Origin of the sequence: Corallococcus sp. AB045, from assembly GCF_003668895.1 — a bacterium.
Taxonomy (GTDB): domain Bacteria; phylum Myxococcota; class Myxococcia; order Myxococcales; family Myxococcaceae; genus Corallococcus; species Corallococcus coralloides.
Genome location: NZ_RAWN01000018.1, coordinates 1 through 20,844 on the forward strand (window position 1 = coordinate 1; position 20,844 = coordinate 20,844).

18 protein-coding genes are annotated in these 20,844 nt (G+C 68.9%); 12 read left to right on the forward strand and 6 right to left on the reverse strand.

Annotated elements, in window-relative coordinates:
* Both D7Y21_RS06665 and D7Y21_RS06670 read right to left on the reverse strand, forming a co-directional pair.
* The coding region (locus D7Y21_RS06665) for a hypothetical protein (protein ID WP_147469201.1) at positions 1-641 on the reverse strand (641 nt) is incomplete at its 3' end.
* Positions 642-708: 67 nt separating this feature from the next.
* The gene (locus D7Y21_RS06670) at positions 709-1,704 is read right to left on the reverse strand and encodes a WD40 repeat domain-containing protein (RefSeq protein ID WP_158627244.1); all 996 of its coding nucleotides are present in this window, start codon (positions 1,702-1,704) and stop codon (positions 709-711) included.
* A 72-nt stretch (positions 1,705-1,776) separates the two neighbouring features.
* Between D7Y21_RS06670 and D7Y21_RS06675 the strand changes: the two genes are divergently transcribed.
* A complete protein-coding gene (locus tag D7Y21_RS06675; protein WP_121712053.1) occupies positions 1,777-2,553 on the forward strand; it encodes a tetratricopeptide repeat protein in 777 nt (258 codons plus the stop codon).
* 43 nt (positions 2,554-2,596) lie between these two features.
* On the opposite strand, the gene D7Y21_RS06680 is transcribed toward D7Y21_RS06675, so the two are convergent.
* Both D7Y21_RS06680 and D7Y21_RS06690 read right to left on the reverse strand, forming a co-directional pair.
* Positions 2,597-2,971, reverse strand: a complete 375-nt coding sequence (locus D7Y21_RS06680) for a DUSAM domain-containing protein (RefSeq protein ID WP_121711999.1) — start codon at positions 2,969-2,971, stop codon at positions 2,597-2,599.
* Between the two features lie 448 nt (positions 2,972-3,419).
* Positions 3,420-5,453 carry an amylo-alpha-1,6-glucosidase gene (locus D7Y21_RS06690; RefSeq protein WP_121712003.1) on the reverse strand — a complete coding sequence of 678 codons (2,034 nt, stop codon included), beginning with the start codon at positions 5,451-5,453 and terminating at the stop codon, positions 3,420-3,422.
* Positions 5,454-5,768: 315 nt separating this feature from the next.
* Between D7Y21_RS06690 and D7Y21_RS06695 the strand changes: the two genes are divergently transcribed.
* Positions 5,769-7,325 carry a phosphatidylserine/phosphatidylglycerophosphate/cardiolipin synthase family protein gene (locus D7Y21_RS06695; protein WP_121712005.1) on the forward strand — a complete coding sequence of 519 codons (1,557 nt, stop codon included), beginning with the start codon at positions 5,769-5,771 and terminating at the stop codon, positions 7,323-7,325.
* 139 nt (positions 7,326-7,464) lie between these two features.
* Here D7Y21_RS06695 and D7Y21_RS06700 read toward each other — a convergent pair whose 3' ends face one another.
* Entirely contained in the window at positions 7,465-7,656 is a 192-nt protein-coding gene (locus D7Y21_RS06700; protein WP_120564430.1) for a hypothetical protein, read from the reverse strand.
* Positions 7,657-8,063: 407 nt separating this feature from the next.
* Between D7Y21_RS06700 and D7Y21_RS06705 the strand changes: the two genes are divergently transcribed.
* The 10 genes from D7Y21_RS06705 to D7Y21_RS06750 all read left to right on the forward strand — a co-directional run bounded on the left by D7Y21_RS06705 (position 8,064) and on the right by D7Y21_RS06750 (position 19,350).
* Positions 8,064-8,633, forward strand: a complete 570-nt coding sequence (locus D7Y21_RS06705) for a polysaccharide biosynthesis/export family protein (protein ID WP_120564431.1) — start codon at positions 8,064-8,066, stop codon at positions 8,631-8,633.
* An 80-nt stretch (positions 8,634-8,713) separates the two neighbouring features.
* Complete coding sequence (locus tag D7Y21_RS06710) at positions 8,714-9,862, forward strand: hypothetical protein (RefSeq protein ID WP_233591671.1); 1,149 nt, start codon at positions 8,714-8,716, stop codon at positions 9,860-9,862.
* 36 nt (positions 9,863-9,898) lie between these two features.
* Positions 9,899-11,308: a Wzz/FepE/Etk N-terminal domain-containing protein gene (locus D7Y21_RS06715; protein WP_120564506.1), complete on the forward strand. Its 1,410-nt coding sequence runs from the start codon at positions 9,899-9,901 to the stop codon at positions 11,306-11,308.
* A 36-nt stretch (positions 11,309-11,344) separates the two neighbouring features.
* Entirely contained in the window at positions 11,345-12,082 is a 738-nt protein-coding gene (locus D7Y21_RS06720; protein WP_120564433.1) for a CpsD/CapB family tyrosine-protein kinase, read from the forward strand.
* 110 nt (positions 12,083-12,192) lie between these two features.
* The gene (gene exoE / locus D7Y21_RS06725) at positions 12,193-13,560 is read left to right on the forward strand and encodes a polyisoprenyl-phosphate hexose-1-phosphate transferase ExoE (protein ID WP_120564434.1); all 1,368 of its coding nucleotides are present in this window, start codon (positions 12,193-12,195) and stop codon (positions 13,558-13,560) included.
* 110 nt (positions 13,561-13,670) lie between these two features.
* A complete protein-coding gene (gene yvcK / locus D7Y21_RS06730; RefSeq protein WP_120564435.1) occupies positions 13,671-14,753 on the forward strand; it encodes a gluconeogenesis factor YvcK family protein in 1,083 nt (360 codons plus the stop codon).
* Between the two features lie 36 nt (positions 14,754-14,789).
* Complete coding sequence (locus D7Y21_RS06735) at positions 14,790-15,908, forward strand: GNAT family N-acetyltransferase (RefSeq protein ID WP_121712007.1); 1,119 nt, start codon at positions 14,790-14,792, stop codon at positions 15,906-15,908.
* Positions 15,896-17,074, forward strand: coding sequence for a DegT/DnrJ/EryC1/StrS family aminotransferase (locus D7Y21_RS06740; RefSeq protein ID WP_199724435.1), 1,179 nt, complete (start codon positions 15,896-15,898; stop codon positions 17,072-17,074). The genes D7Y21_RS06735 and D7Y21_RS06740 overlap by 13 nt, the downstream gene beginning before the upstream one ends.
* Before the next feature lie 80 nt (positions 17,075-17,154).
* The gene (locus D7Y21_RS06745; RefSeq protein ID WP_120564438.1) at positions 17,155-18,351 is read left to right on the forward strand and encodes a GNAT family N-acetyltransferase; all 1,197 of its coding nucleotides are present in this window, start codon (positions 17,155-17,157) and stop codon (positions 18,349-18,351) included.
* 36 nt (positions 18,352-18,387) lie between these two features.
* Positions 18,388-19,350, forward strand: a complete 963-nt coding sequence (locus D7Y21_RS06750) for a D-2-hydroxyacid dehydrogenase family protein (protein ID WP_121712008.1) — start codon at positions 18,388-18,390, stop codon at positions 19,348-19,350.
* A 40-nt stretch (positions 19,351-19,390) separates the two neighbouring features.
* Here the strand turns inward: D7Y21_RS06750 and D7Y21_RS06755 are convergent, their stop codons facing one another.
* The gene (locus D7Y21_RS06755) at positions 19,391-20,635 is read right to left on the reverse strand and encodes an O-antigen ligase (RefSeq protein WP_120564440.1); all 1,245 of its coding nucleotides are present in this window, start codon (positions 20,633-20,635) and stop codon (positions 19,391-19,393) included.
* Positions 20,636-20,844: the final 209 nt, after the last annotated feature.

Consider the following 20,844-nt stretch of genomic DNA (forward strand, 5'->3'; position numbering starts at 1 on the left):
GGGGGGATGCGGACTGGCGTCAGGGTCTCCGTGAAGCGTGCCAGCACGGGAAGCGCGACCTCGTCCTTCCGCAAGGGTTGGCCGTACTTCAAGGTCGCCATGTCGACCTGCACGATGCACAGGTCCGGGCTGGTGGAGAGCATGAAGGCTTCGCCTTCGCGGACATCGACCTGCAACCGACGGCCGCTGCCGCCGACCGCTGGGTCGTAGATCCCGACGCGATGGGCGCCGCTGGGAATTCGATACGTGAGATGCCGATCGACGCGATGGAGTGGCTCCAGCTGTTGGTCATCCACGAACACGAGGAGATTGTTGCCCACGACATGGATGAAGCCGCCCTTGTCGCGGGTCAGGTGGAGGACGCCGCCGACCACCGCCACCGCCGCGAGGATTCCCAGCTCGCGCTTCGTGATCCACTGCGTCTTCAGCGCCTCTTCCGCGGGCGGCGGGGGCGGGGCTTCGTACGCACCGAGCAGGGTGTCGCTCGTCGGCGGGGGACCCTGGGTGAGCCGGAAGTATGCCCACCTTCCGGCGAGCGCCACCGTCGCGAAGACCCCGGCCCCCACGGTGTTCCCCGCGCGAAGCAGCAAGACGGTCGTGACGAAGACGAACCAGAGGAAATTGTTACGACGGAAGTCCATGGCTTCCCCCCCGAAGTGGCCTTCCCGCCACTTCAGGGTGTTTCATGGCACGTCTGGTTTTGGAGCGTCAAGAACCGGGGTCCACAGCCCACAGACCCACGGTCCCGTCACCCTGGGCACAGGCGATGAAGTGGCCATCGGGTGAGAAGACCGCGTCACCTGTAGTGAGCTCACTGTCGTCCGAGTGGCTGAACAGCACCTCACCGGTATCGAAGTGGTAGAGCGCGAAGCCATGGGTGTCACTGGAGGAGACCATCAACTCCCCATCCGGGCTGAAGTCGAGGTTGCTCACGTAATGACGGTCGTCGTTGAACGTCCTCAGGACGCGACGCTCATACACATCCATCACCACGGCCTCGTGGACGCATCTCGCGACGAGCAGCGGTCGCGTAGGATGGAATGCAACGCCCGCCGCGAACTGAAATCCCAGGGGATGAACCCAGGGATGGGAACTCGCCTTCAGATCCCAGAGGTAGAGAGCCGCCTGGTCATGACCGTAATACGTCACGATCACCGCCGCGAAGCGTGAGTCACGGGAGAATGCACACGCCTTGACCTGGACGTGCCACTCAACGCCTAGCAGATCACGAACCCATTTCCAGGCCGCCACGTCCCAGAGGAGGGCCTCGCCACGTTCCAGGATGGCCAGCAGCATGCCATCCCGGGACATGGCCAAACCGATGGCGGGCGCGGAGAGGGTCTCCTCACGCCAGAGAGAGCCGTCCGTCGTGGAGAAGGCCATGAGCCGGGGCCTCCAGGTGACAGCGGCCTCCGCGACCGGCGGCCCCGCGGTCACGATGTGACTCGAACCGTGGAAGAGGGCCTCGATGGGCTCCATCTTCAGCTCCACCGAGCCGCTGGCGACGTCCGTTGCCGTGTCCAGGTTCCACCACCGCAGGTGGGAACTCCGGGCGTCTTTCGCGAGCAGCCGGGTGCCTGACGGGTCAAAGCAAAGCCTCTCCCAGCGGGCGGAGTCGAGCTGGGAACCCAGCTGCCGCACACGCTTCAGGCCGGGCGCATTCGCAGCGGTGATGACCGCACGGGTCAGGTCTGTCAGGCTCATGTCGTGTAGGCCGGAATGGAAACGCGCGTGCGAAGGAAGACTCCACCCGTCAGGTCCCTGGCGGACGTGGCCATGGACAAGGCGTGGACGATCGAGGAGACGCGGCCTGACGACCGAAAGGCCCTCTTCGAGGCGTACCTCGCGGCGGCGCGGCTCGGGAAGATGGAGGCCATGACGAACGTGGGACTCCATTTCCTCTACGGGGATGGCGTCCGGCGTGATCCGAAGCGCTCCCGGATGTGGACGGAGAAGGCAGCCGCGCTGGGGGACGATGTCGCGGCCTTCAACCTGGGGCTTGCGTATTACTTTGGAAGAGGGGTCCGGAAGAACAAAGGACTCGCGGAGGCATGGTATCGCCTCGCCGCCGCCCGGGGATTCGCGGTCGCCGAGGGAAACCTGGTGGATATCCTGTTCGCGAGCCCCGAAGCCCATCAGCTGAAGGAGGCGGTCCGGATCTACCGGAAGTACGCACGACAGGGAGACCCGGTTGCCACATACAACCTGGGCCTTGCGTATGAGCAGGGAAAGGGTGTCCGCAAGAGCCTGAAGAGAGCCAACGCGTATTACGAAACGTCCGCGAAGGGCGGCTACGCGGACGCCCAGTTGGCCTTGGGCTACAACTATTCCAATGGCGTGGGTCTTCCTACAGACGCCATGCGTGCCTTTGGTTGGTTTCGACTGGCGGCGAAGCAGGGGAGTGCCAAAGCATCCTTCAACCTGGGGCTGATGTTCGCGAACGGTGAGGGGGTGCCCGTGTCCAAGGCGCGCGCCATGCGTCACTTTCGTGATGCCGCGAACCTGGGACATAAGAGGGCCGCCAGATGGCTGCGGAAGCTCGAGAAGGCTTGATCAGCCCACGTTGGTCCTGCTGAACAGTGCCGCGCCCTCGCTGTCACGGCTCGTCGGCCATGTCGTCAAGCTGCCCCTGTGCCGTCTCTCGGTAGAAGGGCACAACTTCGACCGCGAGCACATCGCGCATTTCCTGGCGCGCGCCCTCCCAGTCGCCTGAATCCTGGAGTCGGTGCATCCGATAAAGGGCGTCCACGAGTCGGTTGGAGCCGTCGGTGATGCGGCGGGCACACTCGCGGAGGAGCGCAAGGGCTCCGGCGTCCGTCTGGAGTGCCGCGGCGGCGTCGGAGACGGCCACTTCATCGGCGGTCTGGAGCAGGAGCGCACGCACGTCGTCGGTGATGACGAGTGGCGCGCCCTCACGGAGCACTCGCCGCGACAGGTTGCGGATCTCGTCCCAATTGGGGTGGGTGGACACCTAGCGCCTCCTCTTCGGGCCGCACAGGTCGATGGGCCATTCGTGCTGGCCTTTGCACCGTCGCAAGCAGGCGGTGCAGTCGCCGCCATACCGGCCGTCTGCGCACTCGTTCCAGGTTCGGAGGCACCTGTTCTTCCAGTCGGGAAGGCGCGGGTCGTCAACGTAGTCGCTTGCGTTCGCGCTGGAGTGCGTGCCCGTGGCACCGACGGCAGCGGCCATGATGGCGGCGGCCTCCGCGGCGGTGAGCCCGCATGCTTCTGGGAGGCCGGGGTGTCGCTGGATGCAGTCGGTTTCGGTGTCCATGGCGACGGTGGCGCATCCCAGGCTCAAGGCCGCGAGGATGGGGGCGAGGCGCCGCCGCCAGTGGGCGGTTCTCGGGACTGTCATGGCGTGCGGAGCCTACAGCATGTCCTGCGCCTTCCATCAGGCGAGCACTCCCCGTGAACGCTCAACCCACGTTGGTCTTGCTGAACACCCGCAGCGCCTCCGCGACACTCCAGGCCTGGGCGAAGCAGCCGCGTGGACGGTAGGGCTCCGTCGCGTCGAAGATTTCGGAAATCTGCCCGATGCCCGCGTGCGACAGGTGGTCCTCCATTCCAGCCAGCAGGGCTCTTGCTGCCTTGATGTCTGGGGACACCTTCAACGTCGCGTCCACGTAGTGGCCAATGAGCCAGCCCCACACCGTGCCCTGGTGATAGGCCGCGTCGCGGGCCCGCAGGTCTCCGTCGTACTTCGGTTTGTAGTCCTTGCTCCCCGGCGCCAGGCTACGCAGCCCCACAGGCGTCACCAGCTCGCGACGCACCACCTCCAGCACCTTCGCCCACTTGTCTCTCTTGAGAACCGGATGCTTGAGCGAGATGGCGAAGACCTGGTTCGGCCTCACGCTCGCGTCCTCGCGGCCGTCCTCTCCGTCCACCACGTCGTAGAGACACCCGCCCGCTTCGTTCCAGAAGCGCTGGTTGAAGCTGCCCTGCGCCTTCTCCGCCGCGGCCCGGTACGGCCCTGATTCCAGCCCCAGCCGCTCCGCCCAGCCCGCCATCAGTCGCAGGGCGTTGAACCACAGCGCGTTGATCTCCACCGCCTTGCCTCGGCGCGGCGTCACCACCCAGCCCTCCACCTTCGCGTCCATCCAGGTGAGCTGGTAGCCCTCCTGCCCCTGCCGCAGGAGCCCGTCCGCCGGGTCCACGCCGATGTGGAAGCGCGTGCCTTTCTGGTGGTGCGCCACGATGTCCTGCAGCGTCGGGAACAGGTCCCGCAACAGCGCTTCGTCTCCCGTCTCCTCCAGGTAGCGGTCCACCGCGTGGAAGAACCAGAGCGTCGCGTCCGCCGTGTGGTAGACGCCCTCGTTCTCTCCGTCCGGGAAGTAGTTCGGAATCAGGCCGTCCCGCACGTAGTGCTCGAACGTGCGCAGGATGGCCGCCGCCTCGCGGTATCGCCCCGTGGCCAGCGTCAGCCCGTCCAGGCTGATCATCGTGTCCCGGCCCCAGTCCGTGAACCACGGGTAGCCCGCGATGACGCTCCTCGCATCCAGGCCCATCGACCGTGCCCACGCGGCGTCCGCGGGCCTTGGCGGATCGATGATGAACTGGTCCGCCGCCAACACCAGTCGCGCCGGCACTCCCGTGCGCCCATGCTCCGGGGCGCGCTCCAGCAGGCGTTCCTGTCTCCCCAGCTCCCGCTCGAACACCTCCTTGGGGTTCCGCTCCAGCAGGTGCCCCGGCGCCTGCGTCGTGAGTCCGAAGTAGAGCGAGCCCCCGGGCTTCAGCATCGCCGTGAAATAGCCCGGCGAGTGCTGCGCCTCCGTGAAGTCGTAGCCGCGCGCCTTCTCCGTCCTCAGGTGCTGGGGCCTGGACGTCTCCGCCAGGCTCACGTACGGCGTGGGCCCGTCCGAATACAGCCGCATCCGCTGAAGCGGACCGTCCTCTCCGTTACGCAGCTCCACCAGCGGACCACGCAGCGTGACGATGGCCTCTCCCACGTCCTTCAACAGCGGCCCGTCATGCGGACGCAGCACTGGAAACGGCCGCAGGTGCAGCGTCACCTCCGGACCGGACAGGTGCTCCCATACAAGGAACACCGTGTCCTCGCCGTGCACCATCACGCAGCGGCGCCTCAGCCTCGCTCGCCCCACCGCGTACTCCCAGACGGGAATCAGCCCCTCCAGGTGGAAGTGCCGCAGGTGCCTCGCGCCGTCCTCCACCGCGCTGCCGTCGTCGTGCTCCTCGGACGTGAGCCGGTAGCGCTCCCCGTCCACCAGCGCCGTCTCCTCCAACCTGGCCATCAGCACCGTGCGGCCCAGCTTCTCCAACGTGGGGATGAACAGGCCGTGGTAGCGGCGCGTGTTGCAGCCCACCACCGTGCCGGAGGCGTAGCCTCCACGGCCGTTGGTCAGGAGCCACTCGTGGTGCACGCCGTTGCTGAAGTCGGCTCCGTCCGGAAAGTCGAAGGACAGGCGGGGCAGGGCAGGGGCTGGTTCGTTCACGCCTTCGTCTCCTCCTCGCCCGTCCCCCCTGGGCGGAGACGCGCGGGAAAGGGTAGGAAGCAGGAATCCGTCGGACATCGTCCCGGGGCCGCATCACGCCATCGCCCTCGCGGAGAGGTTGCTCATGCATGCCCGCGCCACACAGCGCATCCCCCGGCCCCCGGGCTCGAGGGGAGGACAGCCGGGCAGCCAGGCCCTCGACGCCAGCTCGAGCGCTCCGGAGTCCCTTCACGCGAAACCCTTGCGACCGTCCCAAGAGGACCGCACCTCACCCAGAGCCTTCGGGCGCGCCCCGCTTTCCCGAGGAGACACGCCGTGGCCATCGTGAAGTCATCGGGCATCAGCGGCCGGCAGCACAATCTGGCCGAACAGGTCTTCTCCCGCGCCGCGGGCGCGCCGCTCGTGCCGGGCAACGACGTGCGCCTCCTGCGCGACGCTCGCGAGAACTACCCCGCGTGGCTGCGCGCCATCCAGCAGGCCCAGCGCTCCATCCTCTTCGAGAACTACATCATTGAAGACGATGACGTGGGCCGCGGCTTCGCGGACGCGCTGGCCGCCCGCGCCCGCGACGGCGTGCAGGTCCGCGTCCTCTATGACTGGCTGGGCTGCCAGGGCCCCGCGTCCCGCAGCTACTGGCGCTTCCTGCGCGACGCGGGCGTGGAGGTTCGCTCGTTCAATCCCTTCCAGTTCGACCGGCCCCTGGCGTGGCTGGGCCGCAACCACCGCAAGACACTCACCGTGGACGGCGAGATGGGCTTCGTCTCCGGCCTGTGTGTGAGCCACAAGTGGGTGGGCGACGCGGAGAAGGGCGTGGCCCCGTGGCGCGACACCGGCCTGGAGATTCGCGGCCCCGCCGTGGCGGACCTGGTGCGTGCCTTCGCCCAGGGGTGGAGCACCGTGGGCCCTCCGCTGGACGAGGAGGGCTGCCTGTCCGCTCGCGCCTCCCTGCCCATGGGCGACGTGTCCCTGCGCGTGGTGGCCGGCGTGCCCTGGAGCGCGGGCCTCTTCCGCGTGGACCAGCTCATCGCGTCGCTCGCGCGCAAGCGGCTGTGGCTCACCGACGCGTACTTCGTGGGCACCGCCACCTATGTCCAGGCGCTCCGGGCCGCGTCGCGCGACGGCGTGGACGTGCGGCTGCTCGTGCCCGGCAGCAGCGACATCCCCGCGCTGCGCCCGCTCACCCAGGCCGGCTACCGCCCCCTGCTGGAGGCCGGCATCCGCGTCTATGAATGGAATGGCACCATGCTCCACGCCAAGACAGCGGTGGCGGATGGCACCTGGGCGCGCGTCGGTTCGTCCAACCTCAACCCCGCCAGCTGGCTGGGTAACTCCGAGATCGACGTCGCCGTGGAGGACGCCCCCTTCGCCCGGTGCATGGAGGACATGTACCTCCAGGATCTGGAGAACGCGACGGAGGTGGTGCTCAGCGGAAGGGAGCGGCGCCTGAAGGCCGCGCCTGCGCTGCCTCGCGCGCAGCGGCGGGCTGCCGGCCGGCGGGGCAGCATGAGCCGCGCGGCCGCGGGCGCGGTGCGCCTGGGCAACACCGTGGGCGCCGCCGTCACCAACCACCGCGAACTGGGCCGCACCGAATCCAAGGTCGTCTTCGGCGCGGGCGTGGTGCCGCTGGCCCTGGCGGGCGTGGCGCTCTACTGGCCCCACGTCGTGGCCGTGCCGGCGGCGCTCGTGGGCGCGTGGGCCGGCGTTGCCCTGTGGAGCCGGGCCCTGCGCCTGCGCCGCCAGGAAGCGCAGGGCACCGAAGAGCAGCCGCTGCCGGAGCAGGAGGTGCCTGCGCGCCCCTCCATCCCGGAGCCGCGCGCGCTGCCGGACGCGCACGCCTCCCAAGCTCCGGAAGCCGAGCCTCGCCAGCCTTGACGTGAAGGGGAGGGCAGGGCCCGGATACGACAAGGGCCCACGGGCCGGCAGCGGGAGGAAGCCTGGCTTCCCACTTCGCTGATCCGGCCCGAAGGCCCTGTGCTTCCTACAGCGCTTCAGACTTCGCTGGCGTGTGGCGCTACGCCTGCTTCGCGACGCCCGTGGGCTCCGCCACCTTGCTGCTCAAGAGCGAGCTGCCGCCGTACAGGGCCAGGCCGACCATTCCCAGCACGCCTGCTTCGACGCCGTTGCCCAGCGAGGCCCCCATCAGCCCCACGATGCTGGTTCCGAGCATGAAGACCACCCCCACCGCCCCTGCCACCTTGCCCATCCGCTGTCCCCCTCTGGACTGAATTGGACCCTGGAAACCCTACTGCTGTCCGACGCCCAATCCCTTATCAAGACCCGTGCCAGGGCCTTGGCACGGGCGTCCCAGAGGGGGCCCAAAAGGGCGTGGAAGGGATGGGGCTCACGTTGGGCAATCCTCTTCCACCCCGGGGAAGAGATCGGCAGAAAGCACAGGGGCGAACACCGGGGTAGGACCGGAATTTTTCCCGGATGCGCCCATGTGCGCCTGATGTGGCACGCCGTAACCCACTGCATTCCAAGGGTTTTCCCTCTCCCCATGCGCTGGCACACGCGCTGCTAGGAGCCATCGCCAGAAGCGAGCCACCCGGCCCTTCAGGGCGTGTGAACGGTGGCTCGCGCGGAACATCAGTGAACGAAGGAGAGCGGAAGATGGGAATGCGGCGCACGGGGTTCTGGACGGTGATGGGGATGCTCCTCCTGTCGGGTTGTGCTCACCAGCAGACGCTGAAGGTCGACAACGCGGATCAGCCGTACCGCATCGGCCGCGAGGACGTGCTCGACGTGAGCGTCTGGCGCGATTCGGAGCTGTCGCGCACGGTGCCGGTGCGTCCCGACGGCTTCATCTCCATCCCGATGGTGGGGGAGATCCAGGCCGCGGGCATGACGCCCACGGAGCTGGCGGAGGCGCTCAAGTCGGGCCTGTCGCCGTACGTGCAGGAGCCGCGCGTGACGGTCATCGTCCGCGAGGTCAACAGCAGCCGCGTCTTCGTCACGGGCGAGGTGGCCCACCCGGGCGCCTACCCGCTGCGCGGCCGCGTGTCGCTCTTGCAGGCCATCGCGCTGGCCGGCGGGTTCACGGACTTCGCCAACTCCGACGGCATCGTCGTCATCCGCACGGATGGCAAGGGCGGGCAGATTCCGGTGCGCTACAGCGACCTGGTCTCCCCCAACGGCGAGAGCGTCATCCTGCGGCCGGGCGACACCGTCGTCGTCCCGTGAAGCGGGACGGGCGAGCGGACATCAAAGACAGACATCAGGAAGCAGCGAAAGTGGGCGTGGGTCAGGACGGGAGGGCGGCGGTGAGGGGCAACTGGAAGCGGGCAGTGATTGCAGGCTGTCTCATCGCCGCGCCGGCCGCGCAGGCGGCCACCATCCTGGAGCCGCGGCTCCGCCTCACGGCGGAGGAGCGCTTCGACAACGACATCCGTCTGGGGGGAACCGGCACCAACGGGCAGTTCATGACGAAGCTGTCCCCGCGGCTGGGCCTGGACGTGAAGAACGAGCAGCTGACGCTCGAGTCCTTCTACGCCACGGACCTCCTGGCCCGGCACGGCTCCGGGAAGACGACGGTGGACCACCGCGCGGGCATTGGCTACCGGGACGTGCTGTCCCGGCGGCTGCGGCTGGACGCCAGCGCGCGGGTGTTCCGCGTCGCCGACCCCACGTCGCTGCCGCGTGACGGCCTGGCGCGCTCCACGGCGCCCACCTTCTATGCACAGACGAAGGTGGGGCTCACGGGGCGCGTGACGGAGCGCTTCGACGTGCGCGGCAACTACATGTTCGAGGCGACGCGCATCATCGAGCCGGGACGGGTGGCGGGCTACGCGCACTCCCCATCCGTGGAGCTGTGGTACCGCACCACGCGCCGGCTGTCCCTGGGCGCCGAGTACCGCTACCAGGGCTTCCTGTATGACCGGGACTACAGCCAGGCGCACGGCGCTTCCGCGGCCCTGCGCTACCGGCTGACGCGGCCCACCACGCTCACCCTCCGGGGCGGGCCGGTGCGCTACCTGCCTTCGGACGCGGCGCGCGGCGGGTGGCTGCCCCGCGTGGCGCTGGAGCTGGTGCGCGAGGGCGAGCGCAGCGACTTCGGCTTCGCCGTGGGCCACGACCTGGTGGGCGCGAGCGGTTTCTCCGGCGCGGTGTGGGCGGACTACGCGTCGGTGATGGGGGCGCACCGTTTCACCCAGAAGCTGTCGGCCTTCGGGGCGGCCAGCTTCTTCCGGAACGGCACGGCGCCCGGTGAGTACTACACGCAGTGGCGCAACACGACGAACGTGTCGCAGGGCTATGCGGTGGGTGGAGGCGTCGAGTACCGGCTGAGCCGGAAGCTCGCGCTGCAGGGCGCGTTCGACCGCATCGCGCAGGTGGGTGCGGCGGATGTCGCTGGGGCGGGGGACCTGACACGCAACGTGTTCGCCCTCCGTCTGGTTCTGACAGCTTGGTAGGCAACTTTCGAGATGACGAGGATGGAGGAGCGGATCATGGAGCGTGGGATGACGGCGGACCAGTTGCTTTCGGCGCTGTGGCGCCGCAAGGCCCTGGTGGGGGCGATCGCTGCAGCAATCTTCGTGTTGGGTGCGGCCATCGTGATGACGCGGCCGAGCGTCTATGAAGCGTCCGTGGTGGTGCGTGTGGAGCCGCAGCGCCCTGGCGAGGAGATGGTCCAGCGCACGGTGAGCGAGCTCATCGAGCAGCGGCTCGTCACCGTCCGCCAGGAGCTGCTGGCGCGGCCGGTGCTCCAGAAGGCCATCGAGGAGATGAATCTCTACCCGGAGCTGGTGTCGGACCGGGGCATCGAGGCGGCGGTGGAGCAGATGCGCAAGGACCTCACCGTGCGCGTCGAGGGTGAGACGGCCTTCGAGCTCACCTACGCGGGCCGCGACCCGCAGGTGGTGGCGCAGGTGGCCAACCGGCTGCCGGCCATCTTCTCCGAGGAGACGCTGAAGATCCGCCAGACGCAGGCGGCCCGCGCCACCGACCTCTTCACCGAGGAGATGGTCGCCATGGGCAAGGCCGTGTCCTCCTGGGAGACGAAGATCTCCAAGTTCAAGGTGGACCACCTGGGTGAGCTGCCCGAGCAGATGGAGATGAACATGCGCGGCCTGGAGCGCATCAGCGCCCAGCTGCAGACGAAGTCCGAGGAGCTGCGCAGCGCCGAGGCGCGCCGCTCCGACCTGGCCCGCGCCCGCAACGCCGCGGACAGCGAGGCCGGCCGCCTGGAAGCCACGGAGAGCGGCCTGTCCCGCACCCTCACGCAGGCCAAGACGCAGTGGACGCCGGACCACCCGGAAGTGAAGCGGATGGAGCGTGAGCTGGGTGACATCAGCGCCCAGCGCAAGGACGCGGAAGGCCGCATGTTCGCCGAGCGCAACGAGCGCACCCGCGTGGCCACGCTCATCACCAACGTGCAGAAGGACATCGTGGACCTCCAGAAGCAGGCCGAGGCGTACCAGGCGCGGCTGAACAACACCCCGCGCTGGGCCCAGGAGCTGGCGGTCATGAACCGGGACTACGAAATCGCCCGCACCAAGTACCAGAGCGTGGTGAGCCGCAAGGTGGAGGCGGAGATCGCCCAGGAGCTGGAGGCCAAGAGCGCCAAGAGCCTGTTCAACGTCATCTCGCCCGCCGGTGTGCCTTCCTCGCCGGCTCGCCCGGACCGCATGACGGGCCTGCTCATCGCCGCCCTGGTGGCCCTGGCGCTGGGTGTCCTCACCGGCACCGTCCTGGAGATGCGCGACGACAGCCTGCGCGATGGCACCGAGGTCCGTGAGCGCATCACGCTCCCTGTCCTGGCGGTGGTCCCGAACATGCAAGGCAAGACGGAGAAGCGGATCTTGATGCCGATGGCTGGGAGCAAGAACAGCGTCTCCTCGCCTACTTCCCTGAACTAATTGCCGACCCCATACGGAAAGGATTGGAGAACACAGATGGATTCGACGATGGAGCGGGCCGGTAACTTCCTCCCCCGCGTGGATGAGAGCGCGGCTTCCTCGAACGCGGTGGACCGCCGGGTGGTGACGCTCACGGCCCCTGCTTCCGCGGCCGCCGAGCAGTACCGCACCCTGTACTACCGCCTGGAGCGGATGCGCGAGCAGCGTCCGATGAAGGTGGTGGCGCTCACCTCCGCGATGCCCGGCGAGGGCAAGACGGTGACGAGCGTGAACCTGGCCCTGGCCGCCGCCCGGGCGAACCCGGAGCGCCGCATCCTGCTGGTGGACGCGGACCTGCGCCGGGGGCAGGTGGCCCCCACGCTGGGCATGCGCAACAAGGTGGGCCTGGCGGAGCTGCTGGCCGGTGAGTGTGACGTGCGCGACGTGGTGCGCCGCTTCAACTCCACGCGGCTGGCGGTCATCCCCGCCGGCTCCACGCCGGAGGAGAGCACCCAGGTGCTGGCCTCTGCCCGCATGAAGCAGTTCCTCAAGGCGGTGCGTGAGGGCTTCGACGAGGTGTACGTGGACCTGCCGCCCACGCTGCCGTTCGCGGACGCGGCCATCCTGGGCCACCAGATGGACGGCGTGCTGATGGTCATCCGCGCCAACGTCACCCCCTCCAAGGTGGTGAACCAGGCGGTGGAGCAGCTGGCGGGCGCGGCGCTGGTGGGCTGCGTGCTGAACGGGGCGGAAGTGAACGCGACCCCGTACCTGAAGAACTACGTGAAGAAGTAGCAGTCGGTTGTCGAGTGGGAGTGATTCGTGGCCCGACCCGCTCTTCGCACCGATGAGGTGCGATGGGCGGGGGGCCTGGAGCGGCGGCGGGTTGGGGTTGGAGGAGTCACGTGCTTCGCGTTTTCCACCATTATTTTTCAGCCAAGAAACTGACGTTCTTCCTCGCCGAGTCCTCGGCGATCGCGCTGGCCTGTGTCGCGGGTGCCGCGGCCTGCGCGGCCCTCTTCGCGCCCCTGGGTTCCCAGCCCCCGTTCGCCACGATGTGGCCGACGCTGGTGGGGCTGGGCCTGGCCTTCGTCGTCACCTTCCAGTTCACGCTGTACCTGTTGGACCTGTATGACTTGCGCATCGCGGCCGAGGACCGGACGCGCGGCTACCGCTTCCTCAAGGCCGCGGGTGTCACCGCGATGGTGGCGGGCGGGGTGATGCTGCTGCTGCCGCTGGCCCTGCCGGTGGTGCTGCCCCCGGGGACGCTCCTGGGCGGCGCGATGGGCGCCCTGGCCGGCACCCTGGTGGTGCGCGTCTCCATCCGGGCGCTGGTGGGTGAACCCGACGCGGTGCTCGTCGTGGGTGATGGCCTCAAGGCCCGCGCGGTGGCCAGCGCCATTGAAGACGGCGGCGAGGGTTCCTTCCGCGTGGTGGCCCTGGTGGACCCGCGCAAGGTGGAGGAGCCGCTGGACGCGATGGCGGCGCGCCTCAACGCCTCCTACGTGGTGCAGGCCGCGGACGACATGCGCGGCGCCAACTGGGTGGATTCGCTGCTGCGCTGCCGGCTGGACGGGCGGCGGGTGTACGACGCGGCGGGCTTCTGCGAGCGCGTGCTGCGCCGCATCCCGGTGCAGTTCCTGCGCGCCAGCGACTTCGCCTTCGCGGATGAGATGACGGTGTCGCCCCTGCGCCGGGCCTTCAAGCGGGTGTTCGACGTGGCGGTGGCGTCGCTGCTCCTCCTGATGGCTTCGCCCTTCCTGATCCTGGTGGCGCTGGCCATCAAGCTGGACTCCAAGGGCCCCGTCTTCTACCGGCAGGACCGCGTGGGCCTGGGCGGCAGGGCGTATCCGCTCTGGAAGTTCCGCAGCATGCGCACCGACGCGGAGAAGAACGGCGCGGTGTGGGCGCGCTCCAACGACGACCGCGTCACCCGGGTGGGCAAGTTCATCCGCAAGACGCGCATCGACGAGATTCCGCAGGTGTTCAACGTGCTGCTGGGCCACATGAGCTTCGTGGGGCCTCGTCCGGAACGCCCGGTGTTCACCGAGCAGCTCAAGCAGCAGATTCCGTTCTACGGCGTGCGTGAAGCGGTGAAGCCGGGCATCACGGGGTGGGCGCAGATCCGCTACCCCTACGGCGCTTCGGTGGAGGATGCGCGCAACAAGCTGGAGTTCGACCTGTACTACGTGAAGAACGGGTCGCTGTTCCTGGACGTCGGCATCATCTTCCATACGGTCCGGCACGTGCTGTTGGGGCGGGGTGCTCGGTAGCCAGGTTCAGTAGTAGGCGTTGATGACCATCCGCGGCCTCCGGTTGTCGGGGGAGGCCGGGATGCCAAGGGTGGGTAGCCATGGATTGGGATGGGCGAGGGGGTCGGAACATGGTGGGCATGGACGTGGACGCACCGTTCTCAGAGCAGTGGAGCCAGGACGACGCGCGCAACAAGCAGCAGGGCGTGGAGCGCAACGAGCTGCTGCAGGCGCCGAAGAACCGTCCCACGCGCATCGTCGCGATGGGCGGCGGTACGGGCCTGCCCATGGTGCTCAAGGGGCTGGCCCGCCGAGCGGCCCCCAAGGGCGGCCAGCCAGGCGTGGACATCACCGCGGTCGTGGCGATGAGCGACGACGGCGGCAGCTCCGGCCGCCTGCGCCGCCAGCACGGCGCGCTGCCTCCGGGTGACATCCGCAACTGCCTGGTGGCGCTCGCGGGCGGCAAGAGCGCGCTGAAGGACGTGTTCCAGTACCGCTTCGGCGGCGCGAAGGGCCTCGCCGGCCACGCGGTGGGCAACCTGCTCATCGCCGCGCTCGCGGAGCTGAAGGGCGACTTCCTGGAGGCGGTGCGGCTGTCCGGGGAGCTGTTGGGCGCGAAGGGCCAGGTGCTGCCCAGCACGCTCGCGTCGGTGCAGCTCGTCGCGCAGATGCATGACGACACGGAGGTCGTGGGCGAGCGCAACATCTGCCGCGCCCAGGGCCGGGTGCGCCGCGTGTCGCTCAGCCCCCGTTCTCCGCCGCCGGTGGACGGCCTGCTGGAGGCCATCTATTCGGCGGACCTCATCGCCATCGGGCCGGGGTCGCTGTACTCGAGCGTGCTGCCCAACCTGCTGGTGGACGGCGTGGCCCAGGCGCTGAAGGAGACGCGCGCGCTGAAGGTCATGGTGGCCAACCTGATGACCCAGCCGGGTGAGACGGACGGCATGAACTGCCTGGACCACGTGCAGGCCGTCATCGACCACGTGGGGCCGGTGCTGGACGCGGTGCTCGTCAACGGCCGGGCGCCCTCGGATGAGTCCATCCAGCGCTATGCGCGCAAGGGCTCCTTCATGGTCACGGCGGAGACGCGGGAGCTCTTGTCCTCCGGCGTGATTCCGGTGCAGGCGGACCTTCTCAAGGAAGGTTCCAAGATCCGACACGACAGCCGCAAGGTCGCTGCCTGCCTGCTGAAGATGGCGCGCAGCGGGTTGTAGGCCGCGCCGCCCATCACCACCTTGGGGCCCTCTCACATGGAAGCCATTCAACTTTCGGCCGCCTCCCAGGTCGTGGAAGTCAACGACCGGGCGGTCTTCATGTCCCTGGAAGCCGAGTGGAACCAGCTCGTGGAGACGACCTCCCACGAGCTGTTCTACCGGCATGAGTTCCTGCGGCTGTGGCTGGACAACTTCGCCGCCGGGGCACGCATGCGCGTGCTGCTCTTGCGCGGTGAGGATGGAACGCTCACCGCCGCGCTGCCGCTGGTGGAGGAGCGCACGTCGATGTACGGCGTGCCCGTCCGTCAGCTCACCTCCGCTGCCAACGCGCACTCCTGCCGCTTCGACATGCTGGCGCGGGAGCCGGATGCCGCGGCCCAGGCCTTCCTCGCGCACCTGCGCGCGACGGGCGGCTGGGACGTGCTGCGGCTGACGGACGTGCCGGACGGTGGCGCGGGCTTCCGCCTGCTGGAGGCCGCGAAGCAGGGCGGTCTGCCGGTGGGCGAGTGGGAGTCATTGCAGTCGCCCTATGTGCCGCTGCCCTCGAAGAAGGACGCGTACTTCGCGAAGCTGCCGTCCAAGTTCAAGGCCAACTGCCGCCGCCGGCGCCGCAAGCTGGAGGAGCGGGGCAAGGTCACCTTCGAGCGCGTCTCCGGCGGGTTGGATCTGGAGGGCACGCTGGAGGAGGGGCTGCTGCTGGAGCAGAGCGGCTGGAAGGGCGCGAATGGCACGGCCATGGCGCAGGACGCGAAGACGCGCGGCTTCTACACGGAGCTGGCGCGGGACTCGGCCTACCGCGACCGGCTGGCGCTGTACTTCCTGCGCGTGGACGGGCGCGCGGTGGCGTTCCAGTACGGCCTGGAGTTTGGCGGGCGCTACTTCCTGCTGAAGCCCGGCTACGACGAGTCCCTGAAGGAATGCAGCCCGGGGCAGCTCCTGATGGAGGAGGTGCTGGCGGACTGCCTGGACCGGGGGCTCACCGAGTTCGATTTCCTGGGGCCGGACATGGTGTGGAAGCGCGACTGGACGGATCAGGTCCGCCGGCACACCTGGCTCTATGTGTTCAACGACACCGCCTTCGGCCGGGCCCTGTGCGCGGCGAAGTTCCGGTGGGTACCGGCGGCGAAAGAGGTGGTGGCGCGATGGAAGAAGTGAAGACGACCGAGAAGATGTTCGTGCCGTCCCTGCCCACGCTGTGGCCGGGCATGCTGATGGCCCCGCCGCGTCCGGGGGCGCTGCCGCCGTTCTCGTCTCCCAACGCGCGGTACTTCTACTTCGCGCGCAACGCCGTCTGGCTGACCATCAAGATGCTGCGCCTGGATGGCGGCGAGGTGCTGATGCCCGCCTACCACCACGGCGTGGAGGTGGAGGCGGTGGTGGACGCGGGCGCCATTCCGCGCTTCTACCGCGTGGGCAGCCGCTGGGACGTGGACGTGGCGGACGTGGCGAAGCGGATTACTCCGAAGACGCGCGCGCTCTACCTCATCCACTACGCGGGCTTCCCGGGGCCGGTGGACGCCATGCGCAAGCTGGCGGACGAGCACGGCATCCCGCTGATTGAGGACTGCGCGCTGTCGCTCCTGTCGTCGGACGGCGCGACGCCGCTGGGCACCACGGGCGACGTGGGCATCTTCTGCCTCTACAAGACCCTTCCGGTACCCAATGGGGGTGCGCTGGTCGTCAACGGCAAGCGCGCGTACAGCCTGCCGGAGCCGCCAGCGCCGCCCTTGGCGTCCACCTTCAGCCACACCGTGTCCGCGCTGCTGCAGAACCTGGAGCTGCGCGGTGGGACGGTGGGCCGGGGGCTGCGCGGCCTGGTCCGTTCGGTGGGGCACGGCACGGTGAAGGCCGCGAGCATCGAGCGGGTGGCCACGGGCACGCAGCACTTCGACCGGAGGCACGTGGACCTGGGCATGAGCCCGCTGACGAAGCGGATTGCCCTGGCGCAGGACCTGGAGTCCATCGTCGAGGCGCGCCGCCGCAACTACTTCCTCCTGCTGGGCCGGCTGCGCGACGTGTCGCCGCCGCTCTTCAACCAGCTGCCCGCGGGCGTCAGCCCCCTGTTCTACCCGATGGTGGTGCAGGACAAGGAGCTGCTGCTGGCGAAGCTGCGTGAGAAGGGCATCGACGCCATCGACTTCTGGAAGCGCTTCCATCCCGCGTGTGACCCGTCGGAGTTCCCGGAGGTCGCGCAGCTGCGGCGCACCATTCTGGAGATTCCCTGCCACCAGGACCTGTCGCCGGAGGTCATGGGGCAGGTGGCGGACGTGGTCCGGGAGGCGCTGAAGTCCGAGCGCCGGCCGAGCAAGCGCGCGTCGTGAGGGAACAGGAGCTGGCTCCCGGGTTGCAATGGTCCCCGGGGGCCGTGGCAGTGCTTCGGGAAAGGCATCAGGGTGACGCGGTGATCCGCGAAGACGAGTTGACGTCGGGGCCGAGGTTGACGCCGCGGCTGGACGTGGCGGCGGTGGGCAGTGCCTCGCGGCTGGCGGGGATGCGGGCGGAGTGGAACTCGCTGCTGGACGCGAGCACGGCCGGTCCGTTCAACGCATGGGAGTGGCTGTATCCGTGGTGCAGGCGCATCGCGCCCGACGTGCGGCCGCTGGTGCTGACGGCGCGCGACAGGCTGGGCACGCTGGTGGGCCTGTTGCCGCTGGGCCTGGAGCACCGCTGGGTGAACGGCGTGCCGGTGCGGCGCCTGGGCTTCCTGGGTGAGACGCACGTGGGCAGCGACTACCTGGACGTGGTGGCGCGCAAGGGCCGCGAGGCGGAGGTGTCCCGGGCGTTCTTCAACGTGCTCCAGGGGCTGCGCGACGAGTGGGACGTGCTGGATTTGACGGACCTGCGTGAGGGTTCGACGACGCTCGGCGTGGCGCGCGAGGTGTTCGGCGACGTGCGCGTGACGGAGCGCTACGTGTGCCCGTACGAGACGCTGGTGCCGGGCGAGCCGTTCGATGCGTTCCTCAAGCGCACGGGCCGCCGTGACAACTACCTGCGCCGGCGCAAGTGGCTGGAGAAGCAGGACGGCTACCGCATCGAGCGGACGGACGCGCCGGGCGCGCTTGCCGGGCCGATGACGGACTTCTTCCGGCTGCATGCGCTGCGCTGGTCCTCGGATGGCGGTTCGCAGGGCATCAAGGGCGCAGGGGTGGAGGCGTTCCACCGGGACGCGACGCAGTGGCTCGCGGAGCGGGGCCGGCTGCGGATGTACACGATGAAGGTGGGCGGCCAGGCGGTGGCGTCCGTGTACGGCATCCTGCATGGCCAGACGTTCGTGTACTTCCAGTCCGGCTATGACCCGGCGTGGCGCAACCGCAGCGTGGGCCTGGTGCTGGTGGGCGAGACGTTCAAGGACGCCATCGAGATGGGCCTGACGGAGTACGACTTCCTGCGAGGCACGGAGACGTACAAGTCCGACTGGGTGACGAAGCAACGCCAGACGGTGTCCCTGCGCGCGCACGGCGCGGGCTTCACGGGCACGTGGTTCACGCGCTCCGAGGAATGGGCCCGCCAGACACGCAACGCGGTGAAGGGCGTGCTGTCGGATGAACTGGTGGAGAAGGTGCGCCGGTTCCGCCGGCGGAAGGCCGCGGTGAGTTGACGCTCGGGGGCGGCGCGGCGGATCCTGGCGGGTGCCATGGAGAAACTGCGCTGCGCCGTCTTGGATGACTATCAGGGTGTTTCCACGCGGCTCGCGGATTGGTCTTCCGTGAGCGGGCAGGTCGAGGTGACGGTGTTCCGCGAGCACTTCTCCGGTGAGGAGGAGTTGGTCGCGGCGCTGTCTCCGTTCGACCTGCTCGTCGTCATGCGGGAGCGCACGCCGTTCCCGAAGGCGCTCCTTGAACGGCTGCCACGGATGCGGTTGCTGGTGACGACGGGGATGCGGAATGCGTCCATCGACGTGGCCGCGGCCACCGCGCGCGGCGTGACGGTGTGCGGGACCGCGAGCGCGACCGAGCCTCCCGTGGAGCTGACCTGGGCGTTGATATTGGCGCTGGCGAGGAACGTGGTGGGGGAGAGCACCGCGTTCCGGCAGGGCGGCCCGTGGCAGCACTCCGTGGGCGTGGATCTGCACGGCAGGCGGCTGGGGCTCCTGGGCCTGGGGAAGATTGGGAGCCGGGTGGCCCGCGTGGGTGCGGCGTTCGGGATGGACGTGGTCGCGTGGAGTCCGAACCTCACGGATGCGAGGGCCGCGGAGGTGGGCGTGACGCGGGCCGTGTCGAAGGAGTCGCTCCTGGAGACAAGCGACTTCGTGTCCATCCACCTGGTGCTGGGGGAGCGTTCGCGGGGGCTGGTGGGCCGCGCGGAGCTCGCGAGGATGCGGCCCACGGCGTATCTCATCAACACGTCACGCGCGGCCATCGTGGATCAGACGGCGCTCGTTGAGGCGCTCCAGCAGGGGGTCATCGCGGGCGCGGCGGTGGATGTCTTTGAAACAGAGCCGGTGCCCGCGGACGACGCGCTGAGGACGCTGCCGAACCTGCTCGCGACGCCGCACCTGGGCTACGTGTCCCAGGGGAACTACACGACATACTTCCGTGAAGCCGTGGAGGACATCCGCGCGTTCCTCAAGGGCGAGCCCATCCGAAGGCTGGGGTAGGGCTCAGGGAAGGTTTCTGGTAGTTCCGGGCCCGCCGTACTCAGACACGACCCGGTACACCATTGCCCTGGCCCGCTGCACGTGCGGCGCGGGCCAGCCGGTCCGCGCAGGCCGCGAGCCCGAACAGCACGTAGAAGTGCACGGCCACCAGGAAGCCCGCGAAGAGACAGGACACCAGGTGGCCCACCACCGCCGCAGCGAGCGCCCGCACCAGCCAGCCGCGCTCCTTGTCTCGCGCAAGCGTCCACAACGGCCCCAGCGCCGCTCCGATGAAGGACAGGAAGATCGCCAGCCCTATGAAGCCCAGGTCTGAGATGACCTGGAGGAAGACGTTGTGCGCGGCGTACACCCGTGTCTGGCCCGGAGGGCCATATATCCGCCACGCATAGGGGAAGGTGCCCGCGCCCACGCCTAGCAGCGGGTGCTCCACGCTCACCCGGGAGGCCACCGTCCAGGCCCCCACGCGGCTCATCGCCGAGGCATCCTCCTCATAGGTGCCCACCGTGCGCGTGCGGTTCCAGAAGCTCTCCGGGGAGAGCAGCAGCATGGCCCCCGCCGCCACCAGCACCACCAGCGTGCGGGCCAGGTTCCGCTCCAGCAGCACCCACGTGCCCGCGGCGGCCACCAGCCCGAGGAAGCCGCCGCGCGAGTAGCTCAGCACCATGGCGGTGATGGCGAGCGCCGCCGCGAGGCCGCACGTCAGCCGTACCAGCAAGGTGCTCTGCTTTCGCACGAGGAAGGCCACCGCCAGGGGCACGATGATGCCCACGCTCATCGCCATCCGGTTGGGGTCCGCGTACACGCCCACCCAGCGCGAGCGGTAGCCCTCCACCAGGTCCACCCCCGCCTGGTGCCAGGCGATGACTCCGCGCGAGGTGAAGAGCGAGCCCAGGATGAGCGCGAGGCAGGCCCACAGCAGCCGCCGCTCCGTCGTCACCAGGTTCACCAGCGTCAGGTAGACGAGCACCCACTTGAGGAGCTCCACCGCGGTGAACTCCGTGGCGTCCAGGTACAGCGACCAGCTCAGCGAGGCGAACACCAGGCCACAGAAGGTGAGCAGCAGCAGCCCGCGATATCCGTCCACATGCCACAGCTTCTCCCGGCGGCCCACGCGTCCGATCAGCATCAGCCCGGTGGACAGCGCTGACAGCAACAGGGCCGGACGGAACTGGGCGAGCCCTGGAATCCACTCACCAGGGCTGATGTAGATGGCGGCCAGGAACGCGAGCAGGAATCCGAAGGACCAGCGACCCTGACTCCGCACTGCCTTGCTTCCCGTTCCCATCCCCGCACCTCCCCCTTGTGGAGCCAGCTCGCCGGCACCGCACGGCGAGCACCCTCACTTCCGGACGTGACTGCCCGAAAGGCGGTTCCTCCCCCGACACTTTTCATTGCCCGACGCGAGGCATGCCGGCGGACGGTCTCTCGTCACTCCCCCCGGGGCCTCTTGCTCGCGGCGGAATCATCCGCGCGGCCCTGCTGTCCCTACTCACT

Excerpts from the sequence above, each read along its gene's own strand:
- D7Y21_RS06670 (WP_158627244.1), bottom strand. The coding sequence starts at position 1,704 with ATGAGCCTGACAGACCTGACCCGTGCGGTCATCACCGCTGCGAATGCG.
- D7Y21_RS06675 (WP_121712053.1), top strand. The coding sequence starts at position 1,777 with ATGGACAAGGCGTGGACGATCGAGGAGACGCGGCCTGACGACCGAAAG.
- D7Y21_RS06700 (WP_120564430.1), bottom strand. The coding sequence starts at position 7,656 with ATGGGCAAGGTGGCAGGGGCGGTGGGGGTGGTCTTCATGCTCGGAACC.
- D7Y21_RS06705 (WP_120564431.1), top strand. The coding sequence starts at position 8,064 with ATGGGAATGCGGCGCACGGGGTTCTGGACGGTGATGGGGATGCTCCTC.
- D7Y21_RS06715 (WP_120564506.1), top strand. The coding sequence starts at position 9,899 with ATGGAGCGTGGGATGACGGCGGACCAGTTGCTTTCGGCGCTGTGGCGC.
- D7Y21_RS06720 (WP_120564433.1), top strand. The coding sequence starts at position 11,345 with ATGGATTCGACGATGGAGCGGGCCGGTAACTTCCTCCCCCGCGTGGAT.
- yvcK (WP_120564435.1), top strand. The coding sequence starts at position 13,671 with ATGGTGGGCATGGACGTGGACGCACCGTTCTCAGAGCAGTGGAGCCAG.
- D7Y21_RS06735 (WP_121712007.1), top strand. The coding sequence starts at position 14,790 with ATGGAAGCCATTCAACTTTCGGCCGCCTCCCAGGTCGTGGAAGTCAAC.
- D7Y21_RS06740 (WP_199724435.1), top strand. The coding sequence starts at position 15,896 with ATGGAAGAAGTGAAGACGACCGAGAAGATGTTCGTGCCGTCCCTGCCC.
- D7Y21_RS06750 (WP_121712008.1), top strand. The coding sequence starts at position 18,388 with ATGGAGAAACTGCGCTGCGCCGTCTTGGATGACTATCAGGGTGTTTCC.
- D7Y21_RS06755 (WP_120564440.1), bottom strand. The coding sequence starts at position 20,635 with ATGGGAACGGGAAGCAAGGCAGTGCGGAGTCAGGGTCGCTGGTCCTTC.